This is a genomic window from Amycolatopsis sp. FDAARGOS 1241 (assembly GCF_016889705.1).
Taxonomy (GTDB): domain Bacteria; phylum Actinomycetota; class Actinomycetes; order Mycobacteriales; family Pseudonocardiaceae; genus Amycolatopsis.
This window is the reverse complement of the sequence record NZ_CP069526.1, coordinates 4937747-4956331: the sequence shown is the minus strand read 5'-3', so window position 1 is coordinate 4956331 and position 18585 is coordinate 4937747. Positions and strand designations below refer to the sequence as shown.

Annotated in this window: 15 protein-coding genes; 6 read left to right on the top strand and 9 right to left on the bottom strand. The window is 68.9% G+C overall.

Annotated elements, in window-relative coordinates:
• Window positions 1-199: 199 nt before the first annotated feature.
• Window positions 200-1120 (top strand): NADP-dependent oxidoreductase, encoded by a 921-nt coding sequence (locus tag I6J71_RS24360; RefSeq protein WP_204088978.1) that lies wholly within the window; start codon window positions 200-202, stop codon window positions 1118-1120.
• 23 nt (window positions 1121-1143) lie between these two features.
• Window positions 1144-1617 carry a cupin domain-containing protein gene (locus tag I6J71_RS24355; RefSeq protein WP_204088977.1) on the top strand — a complete coding sequence of 158 codons (474 nt, stop codon included), beginning with the start codon at window positions 1144-1146 and terminating at the stop codon, window positions 1615-1617.
• 1670 nt (window positions 1618-3287) lie between these two features.
• On the opposite strand, the gene I6J71_RS24350 is transcribed toward I6J71_RS24355, so the two are convergent.
• The 4 genes from I6J71_RS24350 to I6J71_RS49885 all read right to left on the bottom strand — a co-directional run bounded on the left by I6J71_RS24350 (window position 3288) and on the right by I6J71_RS49885 (window position 8503).
• Window positions 3288-3743 carry a hypothetical protein gene (locus I6J71_RS24350; protein ID WP_204088976.1) on the bottom strand — a complete coding sequence of 152 codons (456 nt, stop codon included), beginning with the start codon at window positions 3741-3743 and terminating at the stop codon, window positions 3288-3290.
• A 311-nt stretch (window positions 3744-4054) separates the two neighbouring features.
• A complete protein-coding gene (locus I6J71_RS24345) occupies window positions 4055-6898 on the bottom strand; it encodes an alkaline phosphatase family protein (RefSeq protein ID WP_204088975.1) in 2844 nt (947 codons plus the stop codon).
• 1266 nt (window positions 6899-8164) lie between these two features.
• Window positions 8165-8353, bottom strand: a complete 189-nt coding sequence (locus I6J71_RS48745) for a universal stress protein (protein WP_239153879.1) — start codon at window positions 8351-8353, stop codon at window positions 8165-8167.
• Between the two features lie 24 nt (window positions 8354-8377).
• Entirely contained in the window at window positions 8378-8503 is a 126-nt protein-coding gene (locus I6J71_RS49885) for a hypothetical protein (RefSeq protein ID WP_255569963.1), read from the bottom strand.
• A gap of 157 nt (window positions 8504-8660) precedes the next feature.
• On the opposite strand from I6J71_RS49885, the gene I6J71_RS24335 reads away from it, so the two are divergent.
• Window positions 8661-9535 (top strand): IS5 family transposase gene (locus tag I6J71_RS24335; protein WP_204088974.1). Its coding sequence is split into 2 segments (ribosomal slippage): window positions 8661-9054 and window positions 9054-9535, totalling 876 coding nucleotides; the frame shifts between segments, so codons are not numbered across the junction.
• A gap of 65 nt (window positions 9536-9600) precedes the next feature.
• The gene (locus tag I6J71_RS24330; protein ID WP_204088973.1) at window positions 9601-9963 is read left to right on the top strand and encodes a hypothetical protein; all 363 of its coding nucleotides are present in this window, start codon (window positions 9601-9603) and stop codon (window positions 9961-9963) included.
• Between the two features lie 406 nt (window positions 9964-10369).
• On the opposite strand, the gene I6J71_RS24325 is transcribed toward I6J71_RS24330, so the two are convergent.
• The 3 genes from I6J71_RS24325 to I6J71_RS24315 all read right to left on the bottom strand — a co-directional run bounded on the left by I6J71_RS24325 (window position 10370) and on the right by I6J71_RS24315 (window position 13786).
• Window positions 10370-11587 (bottom strand): PD40 domain-containing protein, encoded by a 1218-nt coding sequence (locus tag I6J71_RS24325; RefSeq protein ID WP_204088972.1) that lies wholly within the window; start codon window positions 11585-11587, stop codon window positions 10370-10372.
• A gap of 795 nt (window positions 11588-12382) precedes the next feature.
• Entirely contained in the window at window positions 12383-12946 is a 564-nt protein-coding gene (locus I6J71_RS24320; protein ID WP_204088971.1) for a hypothetical protein, read from the bottom strand.
• 45 nt (window positions 12947-12991) lie between these two features.
• Window positions 12992-13786 carry a sulfite exporter TauE/SafE family protein gene (locus I6J71_RS24315; protein WP_239153878.1) on the bottom strand — a complete coding sequence of 265 codons (795 nt, stop codon included), beginning with the start codon at window positions 13784-13786 and terminating at the stop codon, window positions 12992-12994.
• Between the two features lie 49 nt (window positions 13787-13835).
• Between I6J71_RS24315 and I6J71_RS24310 the strand changes: the two genes are divergently transcribed.
• A complete protein-coding gene (locus I6J71_RS24310; RefSeq protein ID WP_204088970.1) occupies window positions 13836-14786 on the top strand; it encodes a LysR family transcriptional regulator in 951 nt (316 codons plus the stop codon).
• 322 nt (window positions 14787-15108) lie between these two features.
• Here the strand turns inward: I6J71_RS24310 and I6J71_RS24305 are convergent, their stop codons facing one another.
• On the bottom strand, window positions 15109-16317 hold the full coding sequence (locus tag I6J71_RS24305) for a cytochrome P450 (protein ID WP_204088969.1): 1209 nt from the start codon (window positions 16315-16317) through the stop codon (window positions 15109-15111).
• A gap of 406 nt (window positions 16318-16723) precedes the next feature.
• Between I6J71_RS24305 and I6J71_RS24300 the strand changes: the two genes are divergently transcribed.
• Window positions 16724-17077 (top strand): hypothetical protein, encoded by a 354-nt coding sequence (locus tag I6J71_RS24300; RefSeq protein ID WP_204088968.1) that lies wholly within the window; start codon window positions 16724-16726, stop codon window positions 17075-17077.
• Between the two features lie 441 nt (window positions 17078-17518).
• Here the strand turns inward: I6J71_RS24300 and I6J71_RS24295 are convergent, their stop codons facing one another.
• A complete protein-coding gene (locus I6J71_RS24295) occupies window positions 17519-18583 on the bottom strand; it encodes a 1-aminocyclopropane-1-carboxylate deaminase/D-cysteine desulfhydrase (protein WP_204088967.1) in 1065 nt (354 codons plus the stop codon).
• Between the last annotated feature and the right edge of the window lie 2 nt (window positions 18584-18585).

Below are 18585 nucleotides of genomic sequence, written 5' to 3'. Positions count from 1 at the left end.
GTCCGTCGACACGGTGCAGATCCGAGACGGTCTCAGCACCGCGTACAGCGGGGTCATCGACCCTGACAAACTCAATTTCCTTTGAGCTGTCACGCCCGGAGGGCTACCTCGTCTTCCTGCTGAGAACGCACGACGTGACGACGAGGAAACGCTCGCGGGCAGGTGCGCTCGATCGATCACCCTTCCAGTAAGGACTGACATGCAAGCCATCACTGTTCGGGACCAGGACGCCGGTATCGCAGGGCTCTCACTGACGGACCTGCCCGACCCCCGCGCGGCCCAGAACGACGTCGTCGTGCGGGTGCACGCCGCGGGTTTCACCCGCGGGGAACTCGACTGGTCGGCCACGTGGACCGATCGCGCGGGTCGGGACAGGACGCCGAGCGTGCCCGGCCACGAGCTGTCGGGTGTCGTGGTCGAAGTGGGTTTCGGCACCACTGGCCTGAGTGTTGGCCAGCGGGTGTTCGGCATGGCCGACTGGTTCCGCGACGGCTCGCTTGCCGAGTACACCGCGGTGGAGGCCCGCAATCTCGCACCGCTGCCGGCGGATGTCGACCACACCGTGGCGGCCGCGCTGCCGATCTCCGGACTGACCGCCTGGCAAGGCCTGTTCGACCACGGCCGCCTGGCCACCGGCCAGACCGTCCTGATCCACGGCGCTGCCGGCGGCGTGGGGTCGATCGCGGTACAGCTCGCCCGCGAAGTCGGTGCCCGCGTTATCGGTACCGGCCGGACCGCTGACCGGGACCGGGCGCTCGCGCTCGGCGTCGGCACCTTTATCGACCTCCAGACCGAGAAGCTGGAGGTCGCCGGCGAAGTCGACGTCGTGTTCGACGTGATCGGCGGAGAGATCCTCGATCGCTCCGCCGCCCTGGTGCGCGCCGGCGGCACGCTCGTCACCATCGCCATGCCGCCCAAAGTCCAGCCCACGGACGGGCGGGCCGTCTTCTTCGTCGTCGAACCCGACCGTGCCCGGCTCGCCGACCTCGCCACGCGGCTGAGGGACGGACGGCTCGAACCGGCGGTCGGTGCTGTAGCGCCACTCGCCGAAGCACCGGCCGCGCTGGCCCCTGGCAAGCGCACCCCCGGCAAGACGATCATCCGCGTCGCGGAAAGCTGAACAGGAGACCTCTCATGATCGGAATGCGGATCGCCGGCGGCCTCCTGGCCGTCGCCACACTGGCCGGCGCCACGGCTTGCGCCGCCTCGGACCAGCCCGCCCCGGGGACGACCCCGACCGCCGCCACGGCTCCGCCGCCCGCCACGGCATCGCAGCCACCCACGGAAACCCTGACCCCGCTGCTGCAGCAGGCCCTGCCGAATGTGCAAGGCAAGACCTTCACCTCAGTGATCGTCACCTTCCCGCCCGGCGCACGTGCGGCGTCGCACCGGCACGGCGACGCGTTCGTCTACGCCTACGTCCTCGAAGGCACCGTGCGCAGTCAACTGGAAGGCCAACCCGTCACCACTTTCCGCCAGGGCCAGAACTGGATCGAGCCGCCCGGCGCGCACCACGTCCTCACCGAAAACACCAGCTCGACGGCACAGGCCAAGCTCCTGGTCGCCTTTGTCGCCGACCCCGGAGCCCAGCTCAAGGTCGACGACCCCCACTCGTAGCCCGAACCGCTACGGCGGGCAATGCACCCGGAAAAACGCCTCCGGCCGACCAGGCCACACAGAAGGATCACCTGCCGGTGCCACGTCGCCGCCTGACTCGCTCGCACCGGTCTGCCGCCCTCCGGAGCCGGCAGACCTCAAGGCAGGTCGAGGGCTACTGGCGGCTGTGCGGGGTGATCTCGTATCCGTATCCGTATCCGCAGCCGCAGCCGCAGCCGCAGCCGCAGCCGCAGCTGGCGGAGGGCGGTAAGAAGGGCGCCCCGTCTACGCTGCCTGGCCGGCGGCCGCCGAGCTGCGGCTGCCGACCACCCCGTCGACCACGACCGGTGTTTCGGCCACGTGCTGGGCGGGGACGCGGTGCTGCAGAACGTCTTGGACTACGGTTATTGCACCACGAGCGAGGGCGGGCCCATCCGGGCTGGCCGTACTGGCCCGGTGAGCTGGAAGGACGCGGTACGCAGGACGGTGCCGTCGGGGCCGGTGTTCTGCTCCGCCGGCGCGAGTGCGTCGACCGGTGGGCGACCGAAGATCGTGCGGGCGCCGAGTGCGCGCGGTGTCGGCCTCGGGCGGCAGCGCGCGGGTGCCGGGCAGGGCCGCGGCCACCATGAGGCCCACAGGGCCTGCGAGGAAGCCATGGGGGTACGCCGGCCGAGTATTGCGCACAGCGCCGTCCGCGGGCCCGGCGACCAGTGTTCGGCGCTGTGGCCCGCGGCGCGGCGGCGCAGGCCGGGTTGTGGGCCACGTCCGGCACCAGCGCGGGATCGGTGCCTGGGAATTCGGCATGTGCGGGCGGGCCCGGGCTCGGCGAGTGCTGATTGCACGACCGGACGCGGCAGAGGGCGCCGAGCAGGGCGCCGCGCAGGGCCTCGGTGGCGCGCAAGGTGAAGCAGGGTGTTCTCGCATGCGTGCGGACCGGTTGCGGCGATTTCCGGCGCGGTGTGGTGCGCCCAGGGTGTGCACAGGACCAGGGTGTGCGCAGGTCCACCGTGGCGCCGGCCGCGGTCGCGGTGTGGTGCTGCAGGAGCGGGTCACGCCCGGCCACCAGGGGTGCGGCCCGGCCGCGGGTCTCGACGATCTCTCGCCGCGGGGGATCGTGCTCGCCTGGCACGAGCGTGGCGCCGGGTCGGACGATTTCGGCCTTCTCCGCGGCGGCGTGGGCACGGGTCGGAGCGGTGACGTCGGTGTGGTCGAGTTCCACAGTGGTCGCGGTGGCTACGGCCCCGTCGACGACGTTGGTGGTGTCCCGGCTGCCTAGCGTGCCGAGCTCGACCACGGCCGTGTCGACCTGCTCGACCGCGGAGCACCACAGACGGCCGCCGTGAGCGCCTCGCCAGCTGGGGCGGAGCCCACAGCGCTGTGCGGCGGTCGCTGCGCACCGCAGGCCCTCGTCGAGGTGGTCTGATGGCCGCCCGTCGATCAGGACCCGCTCGCCGACCGCGACGAGGTGTCGGCTGGGGTAGGTGCCCACGCGCAGGCGGGCGTGGCGGAGCGGGGCCGAGGCCCTGCCGGTGGTGCTGCCCTTGCCGTTGGTGCCGGTGAGGTGCCGGACGCGGTAGCGCCGCTGTGAGTCGCCTGTGTCGTGCGGCAGCGCTGTGGCGGCGGCCGTGGGCGGGCGGCCCGGTCCGTGTACTCGTAGCCGGTGAGGCCGTCGGGCCAGGCCGGCGGCTCGCTCATGGGAAGGCGCCGGTCACGAGCAGATGACCGTCTTGTGGCCGTCGGGGCGCACCCGGGTTCTGCGTGCGCTGGAGCACGGCGCGCGCCAGCGCCGGGCACTCGGTGTCCGGACCGGCTTGATCAGAGACCTTCACCTCGGAGATCTGCGCGGGCAGAGGCCGCAGCATCGGGACGCCGCTCACGGCGGCGTCCCGATGCTGCCGGTCGATGGTGGCCGGCCGCGTGCGCCGGGGCGTAGTCGCGGGCAGGAGCGCCTGCTCGTAGGCGACGTCGAGCTCCTCGGCGATCCGGCCGCTCGGCCGGACGCAGGTAGTCAGGGGCGCCGTCGTCGTCGCCGAAGACCGTGGCGAGGCGGTACGAGACGCCGGAGTCCGTAAAGACGACGACTTCGGCCACCCCTCGGCCCTGAGGGCGTGGGCCGTCTTGCGCTCGTCGATGATCTGAGCGGTCATGGGTGCACGTGCAAATCGGTGTTGATGCCGACGTGGTGGGTGCTGGCACGCAGGCCACGTGCGCGGCGGCGGCCCGCGTCGGGCGCAGGTCGCCGCGTCGGGGTCGGAGGCTCTCCCGACCAGCGGGCGCGGAGATCGCGACGGCGCTGCCGACCTGGATCGCGGTGAGAGCGTCCGATCGGAGGCTGGGGTTGCCGTGTTCGTCGAGCCGGTCGAGGATCAGCGGGCAGACCGGGCGGAACGTGGACGGCCCGCCGGATGTCCGGCGGGCAGTCGCGTCGTGCTGCTGTCGAGTTGTTACTGCTGACTCGTCAGTTGGTGTCCGGGCCGGGGAGGTAGGCGCCGGGCACCTCGTTCGGTGGGTAGATCTTCGTGTCGCCCGGGTAGGGCGTCTTCCATTGGTGCGTCTGGTACCAGGTGTAGCGGTTCATCTGCTCGGGGTTCGAGTAGTCCGGGATCGCCCCGTTGCCGGTGGTGTGCTGGCCGGCGAGCCAGGTCTGCCACGCGGCGGCGGTGGCCTGCATGTCCGCCGGTACCGCGACCTTCTGAGCCTCGGCCTTGTTCAGCGCGTTCGCCGCGGCGCCCGTCTGGCCCAGGGTGTCGAGACCGCATGACGGCGCGGTGGCGATGCCCTCGGTGAGGGGAACCTGGTTCCGCACCGCGGTGAACGGCGTGTAGTCGGGCTTGTTGGTGAACGCGTCGAACATCGGCGTGGCCGCCGCGAGCTTCTCGTTGAGCGGCTGCGCGCCGAGCATCTGCTCGATGGTGCGGACCATGCTGATCTGCGAGTAGTAGGTACTCACGGTCTTGCCGTGCACCGCGTACGGGCTGATCACCTGGACCGGGGCGCGGTGTCCGTCGACGTGGTCGGCACCGTCCTGACTGTCGTCGTCGACCACGAAGATGGCCGAGTCCTTCCAGTACTGGCTGTGCGAGATCGTGTCGACGATCTGGCCGATGGCGAGGTCGCCGTCGGCCACGCCCGACTCCGGTGTGGTCGGTCCGCCGGTGTGGTCGCTGGACAGCCACACCATGTTCAAGTTGGCCGGGCCGTTCTTCTCGAAGTCCTGCTTCCACGTCTGGTAGCGGTAGACGTCCGGGATCGACAGGTCGAACGGCGGGGACTGCGGGTCGGCGATCGCGTTCAGCGACGGGATCGCCGAGCCGTAGTTGCCCTTCAGCGCGGGGGTGGTCAGCTGGCCGGCATCGCCACCGTTCTGGACACTCGTGGCCGCGCAGTAGTACTGCTGCCAGCTGCCGGAGGGCTTGCCCTCCATGTACTCGAACTCGCCGTAGTTCCTGGCCGTCTTGCCGGCGTCCTCGACCCCGGTCCACAGGAAACCGGCACGCTGGTGACCGAGGACATCCTCTTCGGTGTCGTAGCTGCGCTGGTACTCGCCGGCCGAGGATTCGGTGTACTCGGGGTTGTCACCCTCCATGAGCCAGTTGTGGCCCTCGGCGGAGTTCGTCGCGGGGTCGTAGGTGTTGTCGTAGAGGCCGAACTGCGTGGCCAGCGCGTGCTGGTTCGGCGTGGTCTTCGCACCGAACTGCGTCAGGGTCGGATCACCGTTGCCCTGTTTCATGTCGCCGAGGATCTGGTCGTAGGTGCGGTTCTCGTTGATGAGCAGGAAGACGTGCTTGATCGTCGACGGATCGCCGATCCGGGACGGCACCGGCACGGCCGCCGCTTTGCCGCCGTTGGACTGCTGGACGTCGTTCTTGCCCCAGCCGTTCTGGGCGAAAACCGTGTCGGTGTACTTGCCGGCGACGTCCTTGTCGCTCGGCATGGTGAAACGGGTCAGCGACGCGGTGGTGCTGTGCGTGTCGTGGCCGGTCACCGGGACGGTGCCCTGTCCCTTGGACGTCGTGATGGCCGGGCCGAGCGCGTCGACACCACGGGTGTTGGTGACCACGATCTGGCCACCGACCGTCGCCACGTCCGACGGGTAGTAGTCCGTCGGCAGCAGGCCGATGTAGCTCACCGGCTGCTGCGGCGCGCCGTCGTAGCGGTAGACCGCGACGGCGTTCGCCCGGCCGAGGGTCACCAGCAGGTGCCCGTCGGCGGTCAGCGCGATGCCGGTGGGCTCATAGCCGACATTGGACGACGGCCACGGCTTCGTGTCGATCGTCTGCACGACCTGACCCTTGGTGGTGTCGACGACCGAGACGGTGTCGCTGTTGGTGTTGGCGACGAACAACGCGTTGTTCTTGACATACATCGCGGTGGGGTGCAGCCCGACCGCGATCGATCCGGCCGCCGCTCCCGGGTCCGCCGTGTTGATGACGCTGACGGTGCCGGTCGTCGAGGCGCCGGTGTAGCCATTGGCGGGCACCTGGGTGCCGTACGAGTCCATGGTCGTGTCGCCGGCCTGGGCCTGGCGGCCACCCTCGTTGCTGACGTAGAGCTGGTTGCCGACGAACGCGAGCTCGCGGGGCGCGATACCGACCTTCCAGGTCCGCTCGACTGCACCGGTGGTGGGGTTGAGCGCCACGACCGTGTTCTGCCCGTTGAGCGCGGCGTACAGGGTGGAGCCGTCCGGCGCGTACTTGAGCTGGCCGACCAGCGCGGAGTTGGCCACCGTGCTGCGGTCGTTACCCGAAAGGTGGGTGCCCGACGTCGGGATCGGAAAGCGGGTCGGCGTGCCGAGGGTGCCGTCGGCGTTGACCGGGAACCGGGTGATGGCGTCCTGCTCGGGCAGCCAGAGGAACTTGCCATCCGGCGAGTAGGTCGGCCCCTCCTGCCCGACGGAGCCGTCGGAGAGCTTCTGGTTGACCGCGGACGCGGTGCCGACCGTCCAGATCAGCTTGTAGCTCTTCAGGTCGAAGACCTGCAGAGCCACCGACTTGTCGGTGCTGCTCGCCGCGAGGAACCGTCCGTCGGGGCTGACCGTCGAGCCCATGAACTTGCCGAACTGAGTCATCAACCGGGCGCCGATCGGGTTGATGAGCTGGTCGTCGGAGACCTGCAGCCCGTCGCGGTACTGCGTGCCGACCTGGTTGTCGCCCAGTGGCACAGTGGTGGCGGCAGCCACTCCCGTGCCGATCGTGAGAACACCGGCCAGACCGGCCACCACGATGCGGAGCCGTTGGCCGTTCCGGCGCGAGAGCCCGAACCGGGCGCCCGAGCGTTCTCTGCGTTGTCTCGTAACTTGCATACCTATCCCTTTCCACCGGAGCCGGCAGATCGTCCAGAGCGCCGAACTGGCACATTCGGAACTCCCACAGAGGGTCGGGCGCATCACCCGCGGTGACACGGACCGTGAAAGCTGCCGTCCTCCTGAAGTCCGCGACCATCGGCGACCTGCCGCCCACCCGGGGTGCCGTTGAGCCGGCACACCCAGCCGGTCAGAGCACACCGACTGGAGGTCTCCAGGTCGCCACGATCGGCCTCGGCAACCGAGCAGCACACTCGTCGCGGTGCCGTCGGACCGGTCTCGTCCCCCTTGACCAGACCGGGTACGTGGCATTCCGCGACATCGAGGTCCAGCCCGTCGCAGGCGACGGCGTCGTTGAAACAGGTGTTGATCTCCGCGTATCATGAGCGGATTCGTGCATTTGAACCTCTGATGTGATCTGCGGCTTGAAGAAACCTAACTACGCTCCATGGAATCAGCAGGGCGTACCAGGTGAACCTTTGGGTAACGCGCGAATGACATGGAATGAACGCGGTTCGTGTGTTCATCGGATCACCGGCAGAAACGGATTACGACGCTGCCCGCATTGGCTCGAGTGGTAAGAAGAACAATCGAAATAGCCAAAGGTATTGTAAAGCACTGATCAAGTGATCATAATAAAGTCAAGGGTTCGGAAGCTGGCCTAATGCCCGAAATGTGGCGATCACGGTCGCCGTCACGCGGGTTACGCCGGTGTCGAAACTGGGAAGGAAAGTTTGCTCCCGTGATCCTGCTCGTCGCCCTTCATGTCCGACGCCGCCGTTGGCACCTTGACGTTCTTCGTCGGTATGAACCGCCCCGCTGTCCTGGCGGCCTCACCGCCAAGTCAGAGGGACTCCAGTGGAGCAGGATCCGTCGGTGCTTAAATCCAGGCCGGCTACTACATCTGCCTTGGGTGCGCGGGTTCGTGTGGCACAAACCACAAGTGTGGAAACTCTGTCTGTCTTGGAGTCGGCAAACCCAGCTTGCGCGGCGGCCTCGTTTCCGGCACGGAACGCCGAACGGAGGGTCCAGCGTCGCAGGCGTCCTGGGCTGCGCAGCGGGACTGGCCGGTTTCCCCTTGGCGCCCAGCGGAACCATATGGGGCTCGATTGGCACTGGGTTCTCGACAGGAAAATGTTCCGCAAGCGTCAGCTACTCGTGCTGGCAACAAATGGAAGTGGTTGCCAGCCGAAGACGCGAGCCGCTACTCACGTGGTGCTCGACTCCAGCGCGCACGGGCGGATCGCCATCCGGGATCGCCACGTGTCATGCCGCGGGTTCTGGGCGGACGACCAGTACGGGGCACTCCGCGCGGCGGACCAGTGCCGGGCTGGTCGATCCGAGCAGCAGTCCCGTGAATCCGCCTCGGCCGCGGCTGCCGACGACGACCAGTGGGGCGTGCGCGGACTCCTCGAGCAGCGCGTCCCGGGGTTGTTGCGCACCAGGCGGCAACACCTCGCGGTCGGAGTGTGGTTCCTGTCAGCCGCTGGGCCGGCAGGCGCTGCGCATCGGGCTGTCGTCGACGCCGACGACCACCGACCCGACCGTCGGCACCGTCCCGTCGCGGTCCCGCACGATCGTCACTGGCCACTGAGCCTGGTTCATGACCGTGGTCACCGTCGAGCCGACGAGCTTTCGGCCGACGGCGCCCAGGCCGCTACGACCATCCGTGCCGCGCGCGACAGACGGACCAGGACAGCTGCGGCGGTTTCGGCCACTAGCGCCTGTTTGGAAGTTGATCTCGGTTTGAAACGATCTCTGTGTGGGTCGTGGCGATATGACCGATGAGCAGTGGGCGAGGCTGGAAGCGGTGCTGCCTCAGGGCAGCGGGCTCGGGCGGCCACCCAAGCACTCGAAACGGCAGCTCATCGACGGGATCCGGTTTCGGGTGCGTACCGGTATCCAGTGGCGCGACCTGCCAGCTCGGTACGGCCCCTGGCAAACGGTGTACGGACTGTTCCGGCGTTGGCAGCGAGACGGAACATGGAAGCAGATCCTGGCCCGGCTGCAGGCCCTGGCCGACGCGGGCGGGTTGATCACCTGGGACGTCAGCGTGGACTCCACGGTGATGCGCGCGCACCAGCATGCGGCTGGCGCGCGGAAAAGGGGGATCTGCAGCGGGAATCGCCGGGTGGAGTCGACATCGAGCCGGCCGATCACGGGATCGGTCGGTCACGCGGTGGGTGGACCACGAAGCTGCACCTGGCCACCGAACAGGGACAAAAGCCGTTGTCGCTGGTGGTCACAGGTGGGCAACGAGGCGACTCGCCGCACTTCCAGCAGGTACTGGACCGGATCAGCGTGCTGCGGTTCGGTCCGGGCAGGCCGAGGACTCGCCCGGATCGTGTGTTGGCCGACAAGGCCTACGGCTCCCGCGCAAACCGTGCTTACCTGCGTCGACGCGGGATTCGATGCACGATCCCGGAGAAGGCCGACCAGATCCGCAACCGCAAGAACCAGGGTCGGCGCGGTGGTCGTCGTCCTGTGTTCGACCAGGAGATCTACAAGCAACGCCACGCGGTGGAGTGCGGCATCAACCGGCTCAAACGAAACCGGGCCGTGGCCACCCGCTACGAAAAACTCGCCGTTCGCTACGAAGTCACGGTCACCGTCGCCGCGATCAATGAGTGGCTCTGACCAGCACCCCCATCGGCATGCGATCCTGGCCTCGCGTTGATCCGCACACCGAGGGAGCCCCGGGAATGACCGCCGACTACTACATCGCCGACACCGAGAACGGCGACCACATCGACGACCCCTCCGAAGACGCCCTCTTCATGCTCATCGCCGACCTCACCCGCACCGACAACACCTTCCTCACTGTCAATCCCGCCGACATGAACGCGGGCTGGTACGCCTCCGTGTCGCTGCTCGACGACGGCACCTACGAGGTCGAACTCCACCACCCTGACCAGCGGGAAAACACACGAACCACCAACACCGACCGCAATCAGATCGCCAGCGACCTCACCACCTGGCTGGCCAGCCGGTTCCCTCCCCGCCAACCAGCCCAACCTGACCGAAAGGACTTCCGAAACAGGCCACTAGTTCAGTGGTCATCGTGAGCGAGTTGTCCACCGAGAGCGCCGCAGTGAGCGGCGGCATGGTCGCGAACAGCAGCACAGCGCGGGCCGGTCGCCCGGTCAGCGTCCGCGCCGGACGAGATCGCGACTCGGCGTCCGTGTTCGCGCGCCGCGCGAACACGAGTCTCATCAGGTAGGGGCGGGGACCGGTCTCCTCAGGACAGCGCACGAAGGTGTAGTTGGGCTCGCCCAGCCCCACGTGCGGGCTCGCTCGCGCAACACGGCGATGAACGTCCACGCAGGACCGGGCAGCTCCGAATATGCATCCTCGTCGGTCTCGCCCGCGAAGAACCACGTCATTGCGCGGACTCTCACAAAGTCGGCCGCAGACGAGCGCCGCGCCTGGGTCTCCCGCGAACCGCACGCTGAGGCCAGGCGACGCTGTGCCTTATTGCCAGGCGATGACGTTGCCCTTCGCGAGTGCCTCGGCCGCCGCGGCGGGAAGCTGCTGGACGGGCGAGCCGGGCGCGGCGGCGACCTGAAAAGCTTGATCGTCGCCGCCGGACTCGAAGATGATCGTCTTGCCGTCGGGGGACAGGGCGCCGACCTGGTTGGTGCGGTCGGTGTCGGGCAGTATCTTGGCGATCGACAGCGCCGACTGGTTGAAGGCGACGGTGTTGGCCGGCGTTGCCGGCAGCGCGACCCGGTAGAACTCGCCACTGTTGTCGCAGATCACCGTGCTGGTGTCGGCCCAGCCGATCGGGGTGCAGGAGCCGAGCAGGCCTTCGGGTGCCGCGGGAGCGGTGGTGTAGATGCCGGCGCCGCCGCGGCCGTCGAGGGGCGGGTCGGTGGGCAGCCGCCACACCACCAGTCCGCCGGGCTGGCTCGTTTCCCTCGAGTTGTAGGCCATTGCGGCCTGCGCGAATCGTGTGCCGTCGGGACTGAGCACGGCGTGGTCGCCCGCGGCGACCGGCTGGGCCGGGGAGCCGATGAGCACCAGCCCACCGCCTTTGGTGGAGATCGTGCCCCGTCGGGTGGCCGGGCCGCCGGTGACCGGACGGCTGGAAACGACCGCCGACCCGTCTGTCCCTGCCGTCGTCGTGAACCAGATCTGCGTGCCCCCGTTCGGGTCGAACACCGGGGAGTCCTCCTCCACGCTGGAGCTGTAGGCCTGTTGCGCCGGCCCGGTGAGGTCGACGAGGTGGCCGTCGCCGTCGACGTAGCCCACATGGGTCGAACCCGAGTCGTAAATCTGTACGGCCATCCGGGAGAAGTCCGTGTTGAAGGCTTGCCGTGCGGGGATGGGATCGCGCATCCACAGGTTCTCGTCGCTGCCGTAGCGGGTGCAGATGTCGGAGTCCTGGCCTTCGGAGAGCGCGGCGTCCGCCGGGATCCGGAAGACCTGCCTCGCGCGCTCGGCCCAGGTGGCCGGGTCGTATCCAGTGAGGGTGATCTCGTGATGATCTGTGGTGCCGTCCTCGCAGGACGCGATGATCACCAGGTGGCCCTGGAAGTTGTCCGTTGGGGCGGGGGCGGCGGTCGCGGCAGGTCCTGCCGATCCGGGCGCCTGCGGGTTGTCCGGTGACGGCCCCGGGGTGGCGGCGCACGCGGGCAGTACGGCGACGACGCCGATCCCGAGCGTGAGACGCAGACGTGCCCTGGTCATGAACATAACGGGCCTTCTTTCGGTGGGTGTACGACGGCGCGACGATGGTGGAGCGGTGGGGAGTTAGAGGCCGTCGCGGCACGGGCGGTTCCGCCCGATTCGAGTGCAGACACCGGCTAGCTGCGGCGGATGCCGGGGCCGGGCGCCGCGCTCTCGAGGTGCCTTCACCCGGCGCACCGGCGGCGGGCACGAAAACCCGCGTGCTGGGGCTGGTAGTCGTGGTGCGGATGCCGCGGAGCAGGTTGATGGCGTACTCCTGCCAGAGATCGGCGGAGTCCAGGTGCCGGCACCGGCGACGGTGAGGCAGAGCCGGTGCGTCGCCAGGTTGGTGCGGAAGGAGAAGGTGATCAGCCGGCCGGCTCCTTCAGCGTGCCCGGGCAGGGACGCGAAGCTGAAGCCGGTCGGGGTGATCGCCCCGACCTCGACCAGGCTGGCTCCGGTGGCGAGGTCGTTGCCGGTGAGGCTGCAGCGCTGCCCGGCTCGGAGAAGATGGCCGCAGCTGGTAGCGACATTTTCGACACGCCCGAACGGGGAGGAGAGCGGGGTCCAGCAAGAGCGGAACAGGGGACCGGGGTTACTGTCACTTTTGTTGACACCAGGCGGTTCTGGGCGGTGTTCGCGTCAGAGAGAGTGCTCAGGGCCAGGCCGTTGTGAGGTATGGCTGCGGATCTTGGCCGCGAAGATTGCGTGTCCCCGGACGAACCGGTGAGCTGGGCGGGGCAATGGGCCCGGGCAGTTGCCCGCTGCGCATGGAGGGAATCTCAGCGGCGACGTGCCGCCCGAAGGCCTCTCGCCTCAGTTTCTCAGTGAGTCCGGAGGCTTCTCGGTACGTCGTTGAGTATCCCTCCGGACCACGCCACCGGAGACTGGCGTGGTGCCGAGGTCGTTCTCATCCCTGTGGCGCAGCACCCAGTCGTCGAGGTCGAGGGCAAATTCCAGCGGTTCCCTGACCATGTGGGCCCGCAGGCTGGTCACCTCGCCGGCGGGCCCGGTCGAGCGAGCCCCTTCGGGGGAGAGCAGTTCCCAGAAGCTGGCCTCGGACATCGCGTAGCGCACTCGAGCGGCCTCGGGTGACACCTCCAGCACGTCGCCGATGACCTGCCAATCGGCGCCGCCCACACGCTCGAACACGACGGCGGCTTCGAAGAACCGCACGGCGAGGGTGAGCACTCGGGCGGCGTGGGCCAGCTCCGGGCCTGGCGCACGCGTGGTGCCGTCGGGGTTCAGCTCATGCTCGCCGATCGGGACGGCGAAACGCGCGAAGTCGGCCAGTTCGCATGCTTCATAGGCCATCACCAGCCTCGCTCGCGCCGCGTCCGCGTAGGGTGCGGCTCCTGAGCCACTTTCGGTCATGTCCACCTCAATTCCCGCGCGTGCTGATGATCGCTGCGGATTCCCGAATCGTCAGCCACGCAGGAAATACAGGACGGTCGTGGTCACGGCGGTGGCCAGCAGGACGCCTCGCAGCAGCCAGGCGGGAAAACGGCGGGCCAGGTAGGCGCCGGCAAAGCCTCCGGCCACCGCACCGACCACCATGGCGGCGAGCGCGAGCGGAGCGCTCAGTGCGTCCGAGGCGATGAGGAACAGCACGCTCGAGGTGAGAAAGATGGCCGCGAGTTGGGTGACCCGCATCGGGTTGCTGGCCGCCGTGTCAAGGGCGAGGCCGATGCTCCAGAGGGCCACCGTCAGGATGCCTACGGCTCCGCCGAAGTATCCGCCGTACACAGCGAGGAAGAACTGCGCGAGCAGGACAGCTCGCGAACTCATGCGAATCGAGCGGCCCAGCGCGCTGCTCAAGGCCCTGGAGACGTGGCGACCGAAGGCGAGGGTCGCCGTGGCGAAAGCGAGCAGCCACGGCGACGCGGCGTCGAACGACGCGCCAGGCAGCACCAGCACCAGGCCGGCACCGACTCCACTGCCGATGACGCTGACTGCCGTCAGCGCCTTCGTGGACGTGGCGCCCACGGGGGTGAGCTCGCGTCGGTACACCCACACGCTGGCCACGGCGCCGGGTGCGAGGGCGATCCGCGACACCGCGTTGGCCATCACCGGCGGCATCCCGGCGGCGACGAGCGCGGGCAGCGCGACGAAGGTTCCTCCGCCCCCGATGGCGTTCAGAGCTCCGGCGGCGACGCCGGCCAGCAAGATCAGAAACGACTCACTCACCCGCCGAGCATCGCCACGGATCAGCGATTCCACAATGCGGAGTCAACGTACCTAGCCTAAGGCTATGGCTTAGGCTGAGGGGATGCGTTATGACTTGGACGACCTGCGGCTCTTCCTCCATATCGTCACGGAGGGGTCGATCACGGCGGGCGCCCAGCGCATGCACCTGAGCCTGCCCTCGGCCAGCGCCAGAGTGCGCTCGCTGGAACACCACGCCGGCGTGGCACTGTTGGTCCGCGGTCGGCGGGGCGTGCGTCCCACGCCGGCGGGGACGACCCTGGCCCGCCACGCACGCGACGTACTCGACCAGACCGTCCGGCTCGAAAACGCCGTCGCGAGCTACACCCGGTCTCCGACCGCTCCACTGGTCCTGCTGGGCGGGGGCTCCGCGATGCACCGGCTCGTGCCGCAAGCCCTGATCTCGTTCCTCGGCGCCCACCCGGACATCGATGTCACCGTGTCCGAGAGCCGAACTCCGCGGACAGTGCGGATGCTCGCCGACGGCGAGGCCGATTTGGGGGTCGTCCTCGATGACGAGGCCGGCGGCTGCGGACTGCGCGTGGAGCCCCTCGGCGACGACTCCCTCGTCGTGATCGGCCAGGCCGGAGGAATTCTTGCCGGACGGACTGCGCTCACCTACAGCGAGGTTGCCGAGCACCCGCTCGTCGGCCTCGACGCCGGCTCCTCGCTGCGGCGCTGGATCGAGAAGCACCTGGGGCCCCACGCCCCGGTGGTGCGCCACCGCACCACCGTCGCCAACCTGAGCGTCCTCGTCTCCCTCGTGGCCGCCGGCGTCGGGCTTGCCGTCGTGCCACGTCGCGCCATCGACCCCGGCCAGTCCCTCGACGTGTGCGAACTGCAGGACCCCTGGTCCCGCCGCCACCACTTACTGGCCTGGGCTGACACGGACGGTGCCGCGTCGACGGCGGCCGACGCACTCGCCGAACACCTGCGCCGCGCGGCCTTGTCCGAGCCATCCTTCCGCAACGCACACGCAGAACCCGTTGGCCGAAAACCCTTCTACGACGGCTGACCGAACACCGGACACGGGCCCGCTGGCGTGCGAGATGCCGACGTGGCATCCCGGTAGTACGCGCCGAAAACAACGCCGAGCTTTGATCAGCGGCTACCGAGCGGGGTTTGCTTGTGGAGGTAGCCGTAGATCATGCTTCACGTCGCCGCACTCAGCCACGCGCCGCTGACGCCGGCGGCGGGAGCATCACGACCTACTACGTGGGCCACGGCCGGCTCGCCTCATCAGTCATTCGCCGGCGCCAGGGTATGACCCCGGGCTGGGTGAGTGGCCGGGAGCGCACGGGACTCTGCCGAATTGCGCGGGACTCACAGCAGAGCCATCACTTCCCGGTGTGGACGGGCAGGCTTTCCGGGCCGTGCATCAACGTGCTGTCGCGCCACCGGACCTCGTCGGCCGGGACGGCGAGCCGCAGGTGCGGAAACCGCGTGATCAAGGCGGCCACGGCGAGCCGACCTTCCATCCGGGCCAGTGGCGCGCCCGGGCAGTAGTGGATGCCGTGCCCGAAGGCCAGGTGACCGGCGGCCGACCGGGTGATGTCGAACCGGTCCGGGTCCGGGAACACCGACTCGTCGCGGTTGGCCGACAGCACCGACAGCAGCACCATCTCACCCTCCGGAATGGTCCCACCGGCCAGCTCGATCGCCGAGCCCGCGAACCGCGACGGCAGGATGTTCACCGGGGACTCGTACCGCAGCACCTCTTCGACGGCGTTGTCCACCAACGAAGGATCGGCGCGCAACGCAGCGAGCTGGTCGGGCGCGGTCAGCAGGCACAGCACTGCGTTGGCGATCAGATGCACCGACGTGTCGTGCCCGGCGATCAACAGCAGCAGCGAAGTGGCGACCAGCTCGTCCGCGCTCAGCCGATCACCGTCCTCATCGGACACAGCGATGAGTTCGGAGAGCAAGTCGTCCCCGGAGTTCGCCCGCTTGCGTTCGATCAGCGCGCTGAGGTACTCGACGGCTTCGGTGAGCGCCTCGTAGTACCCGTCGCCAAGCTCGGCGTCGTTGATCTCCTGCGCCCAGCCCCAGAACGCGCCGCGTTCGTCCTGCGGGATGCCGAGCAACTCGCAGATCGCAAAGGTGGTCAGCGGCACAGCGAACTCGGCCACCAGATCCACCGGCAGGCCTGGGGCGAACGCGTCGATCAGCTCGTCGATCACCGCGGAGAGCCGCGGGCGGAGCCGTTCGACCGCGCGCGGGGTGAAGGCCCGGTTGACCAGCCTGCGCAGCCGCGTGTGGTCGGGCGGGTCGCGGTAGATCATGCTGATGCCCAGTGCCCGGTGCATCAGCTCTTCGCGGGGCGTGAGCTCTCGCCGCTCGGCCGCGGCCTCCCGCTCGGCCTTCGATCGGACGTCGTGGCGGACGCGGCCGTCGCCGACGAGGGCGCGCACGTCCTCGTAACGGGTGACGAGGACAGCCGCCGCCTGGCGGGCCTCCGAAGCCGGGCACACCGGCGCTGACTCGCGCAGCTTCGCCATGAAGCCGTGCGCGTCCTGCATCGCTTCACCATCCACGACCACCCGCATGCGCCCCACCGTAAGCCCGCGCACCACGTGATCAGCCACCACGGAGCGGGACAGTGGCCCGGTCAGACAGCAGGCGAAGGTGATATCGGGCAGCTCAGCCCTGAACCATCGGCATGGACACGGGGTGTTCAATGCCTATCCCGTCCCCGCCTCGACAAGATCTCGTGAGAGGCCGGTTACTGCGCGTCCCGCCTTTCGCGCAGTAACCGGCCGTCCTCCGGCGCGAGGCGCGCGGCGGCGTCGAGCATGCCCCGGCAATAGCGCGGTTCCCCCACCCGCGGCAGCGGGAGCCATCCGGCGAACCCGCGCGCCGGCGGGAGTCTCCGAGCAGCGCGGTGGTTCGGGTGTATCCGGTGCCGTGTCGTGCGTGGCGTGCGGCCCGCACCCGCCGGACACCGTGCACCCAGTGCGCCAACGGGTGGACCAGTCCACGCTGCTGCCGACCGCGATCTCACCGCCGCAGCCGGCCGCACAGCTGCGGTCCGCGCAGCCGGTGTTCCGCGTCAGGCTCGGCGTACCCGGGCTGGTCTTCGCGCTCGCCGAGCCGCCGCTCCTGCGCCTCGTGCCCGTGCACTGGCTGGCCCGGCTGAGCGTGGGCTCGCTGGTCGTGTTCGGCATCGCACTCCTCGGCGACGTCGCACGGCCCGGCACGACAGCCTTCCCCAGCCGGCCGACGCGGCCGTCGCCAGGGCTCTCAGCCTCGTGCTGTGGTGGCCACTCCGTTGGTGAGGGTGGGCCGCAGTATTCCTGGCGCTGGTGATCGGCTGCGCGCGACCCGTCCATGCCCATCCCGCGGCGCCGCCGGCCACCGACTTCGCCGACCGCGATCGACTCGGCGGTGGCCACCACCGGGATCCACTCCAGCAGCCGCAGCTTGTGCTCCGCGGGCTTCGCCCGCGCGGCCGGCAGCTCATCCACCCTGCGCCGACACTTCCGACCCGGAGGCAGCCCACGCACTCGCGGGCGGACCTGTCGGTGCGGGAGATCGTGGGGCGGGCCCAGAGTCTGCCCGGATCAGCCCGTAGCCGTGCTGTACCGGTCGAATGCCAGTCGCTTGGCTTGAATGACCTTCGCCGGACTCGCACCACCAGGGCGAGGTGTTCGTCGCTGGTGTGTAGCCCCAGCGTGTAGCCGGCGAGAGGTGGTTGCCCGGCTGGGTTTTCCTTGCCGCTCGGGGTGATCGTGCTGATGAGCTGCCGGTTCAATCGGTGATGTGGCCGACGACTTGGGGGATTTCGAACAGGTTGCCGGTGTCTCCGGTGTGCAGGAAGGCGACGTTGCTGCCGGCGGGGATCCGCCCGCTGCGGGCGTGGTCGAGCAATCCCGCGAGTCCCTTGCCGGTGTAGACGGGGCCGACGAAGACGCCCTCTGCTCGGGCCAGCTCGCAGATGGCTGCCGAGCTTTCGGGAGACGCGACGGCGTAGTCCTCACCGATGAAGCGCTGGTCGACGTCGATCTCCGCGCGGATCGTCGCGTCGTCGGGCACGGGCGCGCCCAAGGTGGCCAGAACGGCCTTGGTCCGTTCGACGATCACGCCGGGGTTCATCCAGTCTTCGTCGTTGTACTTCAGGATGGAGATCGACCGGAACTTCACCGGGTGGCCCAGGCTCAGCTTGGCTGCCAGCATCCCCGGCAGCGCGGTTCCGGTACCGATCGTGTGGTAGACGAAGTCGAGGTCGGCTCCCGCGGCGTCGGACTGCTCCAGCATCTCCCGGAACGTCAGGGCGTGCGCGATGAAGCCGTCGGGGTGCGCACCGCCGGCGCCGACGACGAGGACCTTGTGCCCCTGCGCTTCGAGTTCGGCCTTCCGGTTCGCGATGGTGTCGGTGATCCGCGCGGCCTCCTCCGGGCTGCCGCTGACGTTGACGACGTGGGTCTCCACTCCCATTGTCTTGTTGAGCAGGTAGTTGCCGCGGAACTCGCCGAGTTCACCATGCCGGGACACGTTCCGCGTCAGAACCAGAATCGGCGTGATCCGTGCGCTCCGGCAGGCAGCGGCGAACTGCAGCCCCGAGTTGGTCAGGTACGCGCCCTGGGTGATCACGTGCGTCACCCCGTCCTCGATGGCCCGCCCGAGGATGAACTCGGCCAGGCGCATCTTGCTTCCGCTGATCGCACTGGGTCCTGCCAGGTCCTCGCGCTTCATGAAGACGTTGATCCCGTAGGCCGCCGACAGATTGGGCAAGGCGTGGAACGGAGTGGGGTAGAACCCGACCCGACGTCGGGGGAGTTTGTCGATGGTGGTGTCGAAGTGCGTGAAGTCCATGC

Bases quoted from the DNA above. Each gene is read 5' to 3' on its own strand.
- I6J71_RS24310 (WP_204088970.1), top strand. From the start codon at position 13,836: ATGCGTTATGACTTGGACGACCTGCGGCTCTTCCTCCATATCGTCACG.
- I6J71_RS24350 (WP_204088976.1), bottom strand. From the start codon at position 3,743: ATGACCGCTCAGATCATCGACGAGCGCAAGACGGCCCACGCCCTCAGG.
- I6J71_RS49885 (WP_255569963.1), bottom strand. From the start codon at position 8,503: ATGAACCAGGCTCAGTGGCCAGTGACGATCGTGCGGGACCGCGACGGG.
- I6J71_RS24355 (WP_204088977.1), top strand. From the start codon at position 1,144: ATGCGGATCGCCGGCGGCCTCCTGGCCGTCGCCACACTGGCCGGCGCC.
- I6J71_RS24360 (WP_204088978.1), top strand. From the start codon at position 200: ATGCAAGCCATCACTGTTCGGGACCAGGACGCCGGTATCGCAGGGCTC.
- I6J71_RS24345 (WP_204088975.1), bottom strand. From the start codon at position 6,898: ATGCAAGTTACGAGACAACGCAGAGAACGCTCGGGCGCCCGGTTCGGG.
- I6J71_RS24305 (WP_204088969.1), bottom strand. From the start codon at position 16,317: ATGCGGGTGGTCGTGGATGGTGAAGCGATGCAGGACGCGCACGGCTTC.
- I6J71_RS24330 (WP_204088973.1), top strand. From the start codon at position 9,601: ATGACCGCCGACTACTACATCGCCGACACCGAGAACGGCGACCACATC.
- I6J71_RS24295 (WP_204088967.1), bottom strand. From the start codon at position 18,583: ATGGACTTCACGCACTTCGACACCACCATCGACAAACTCCCCCGACGT.
- I6J71_RS24325 (WP_204088972.1), bottom strand. From the start codon at position 11,587: ATGACCAGGGCACGTCTGCGTCTCACGCTCGGGATCGGCGTCGTCGCC.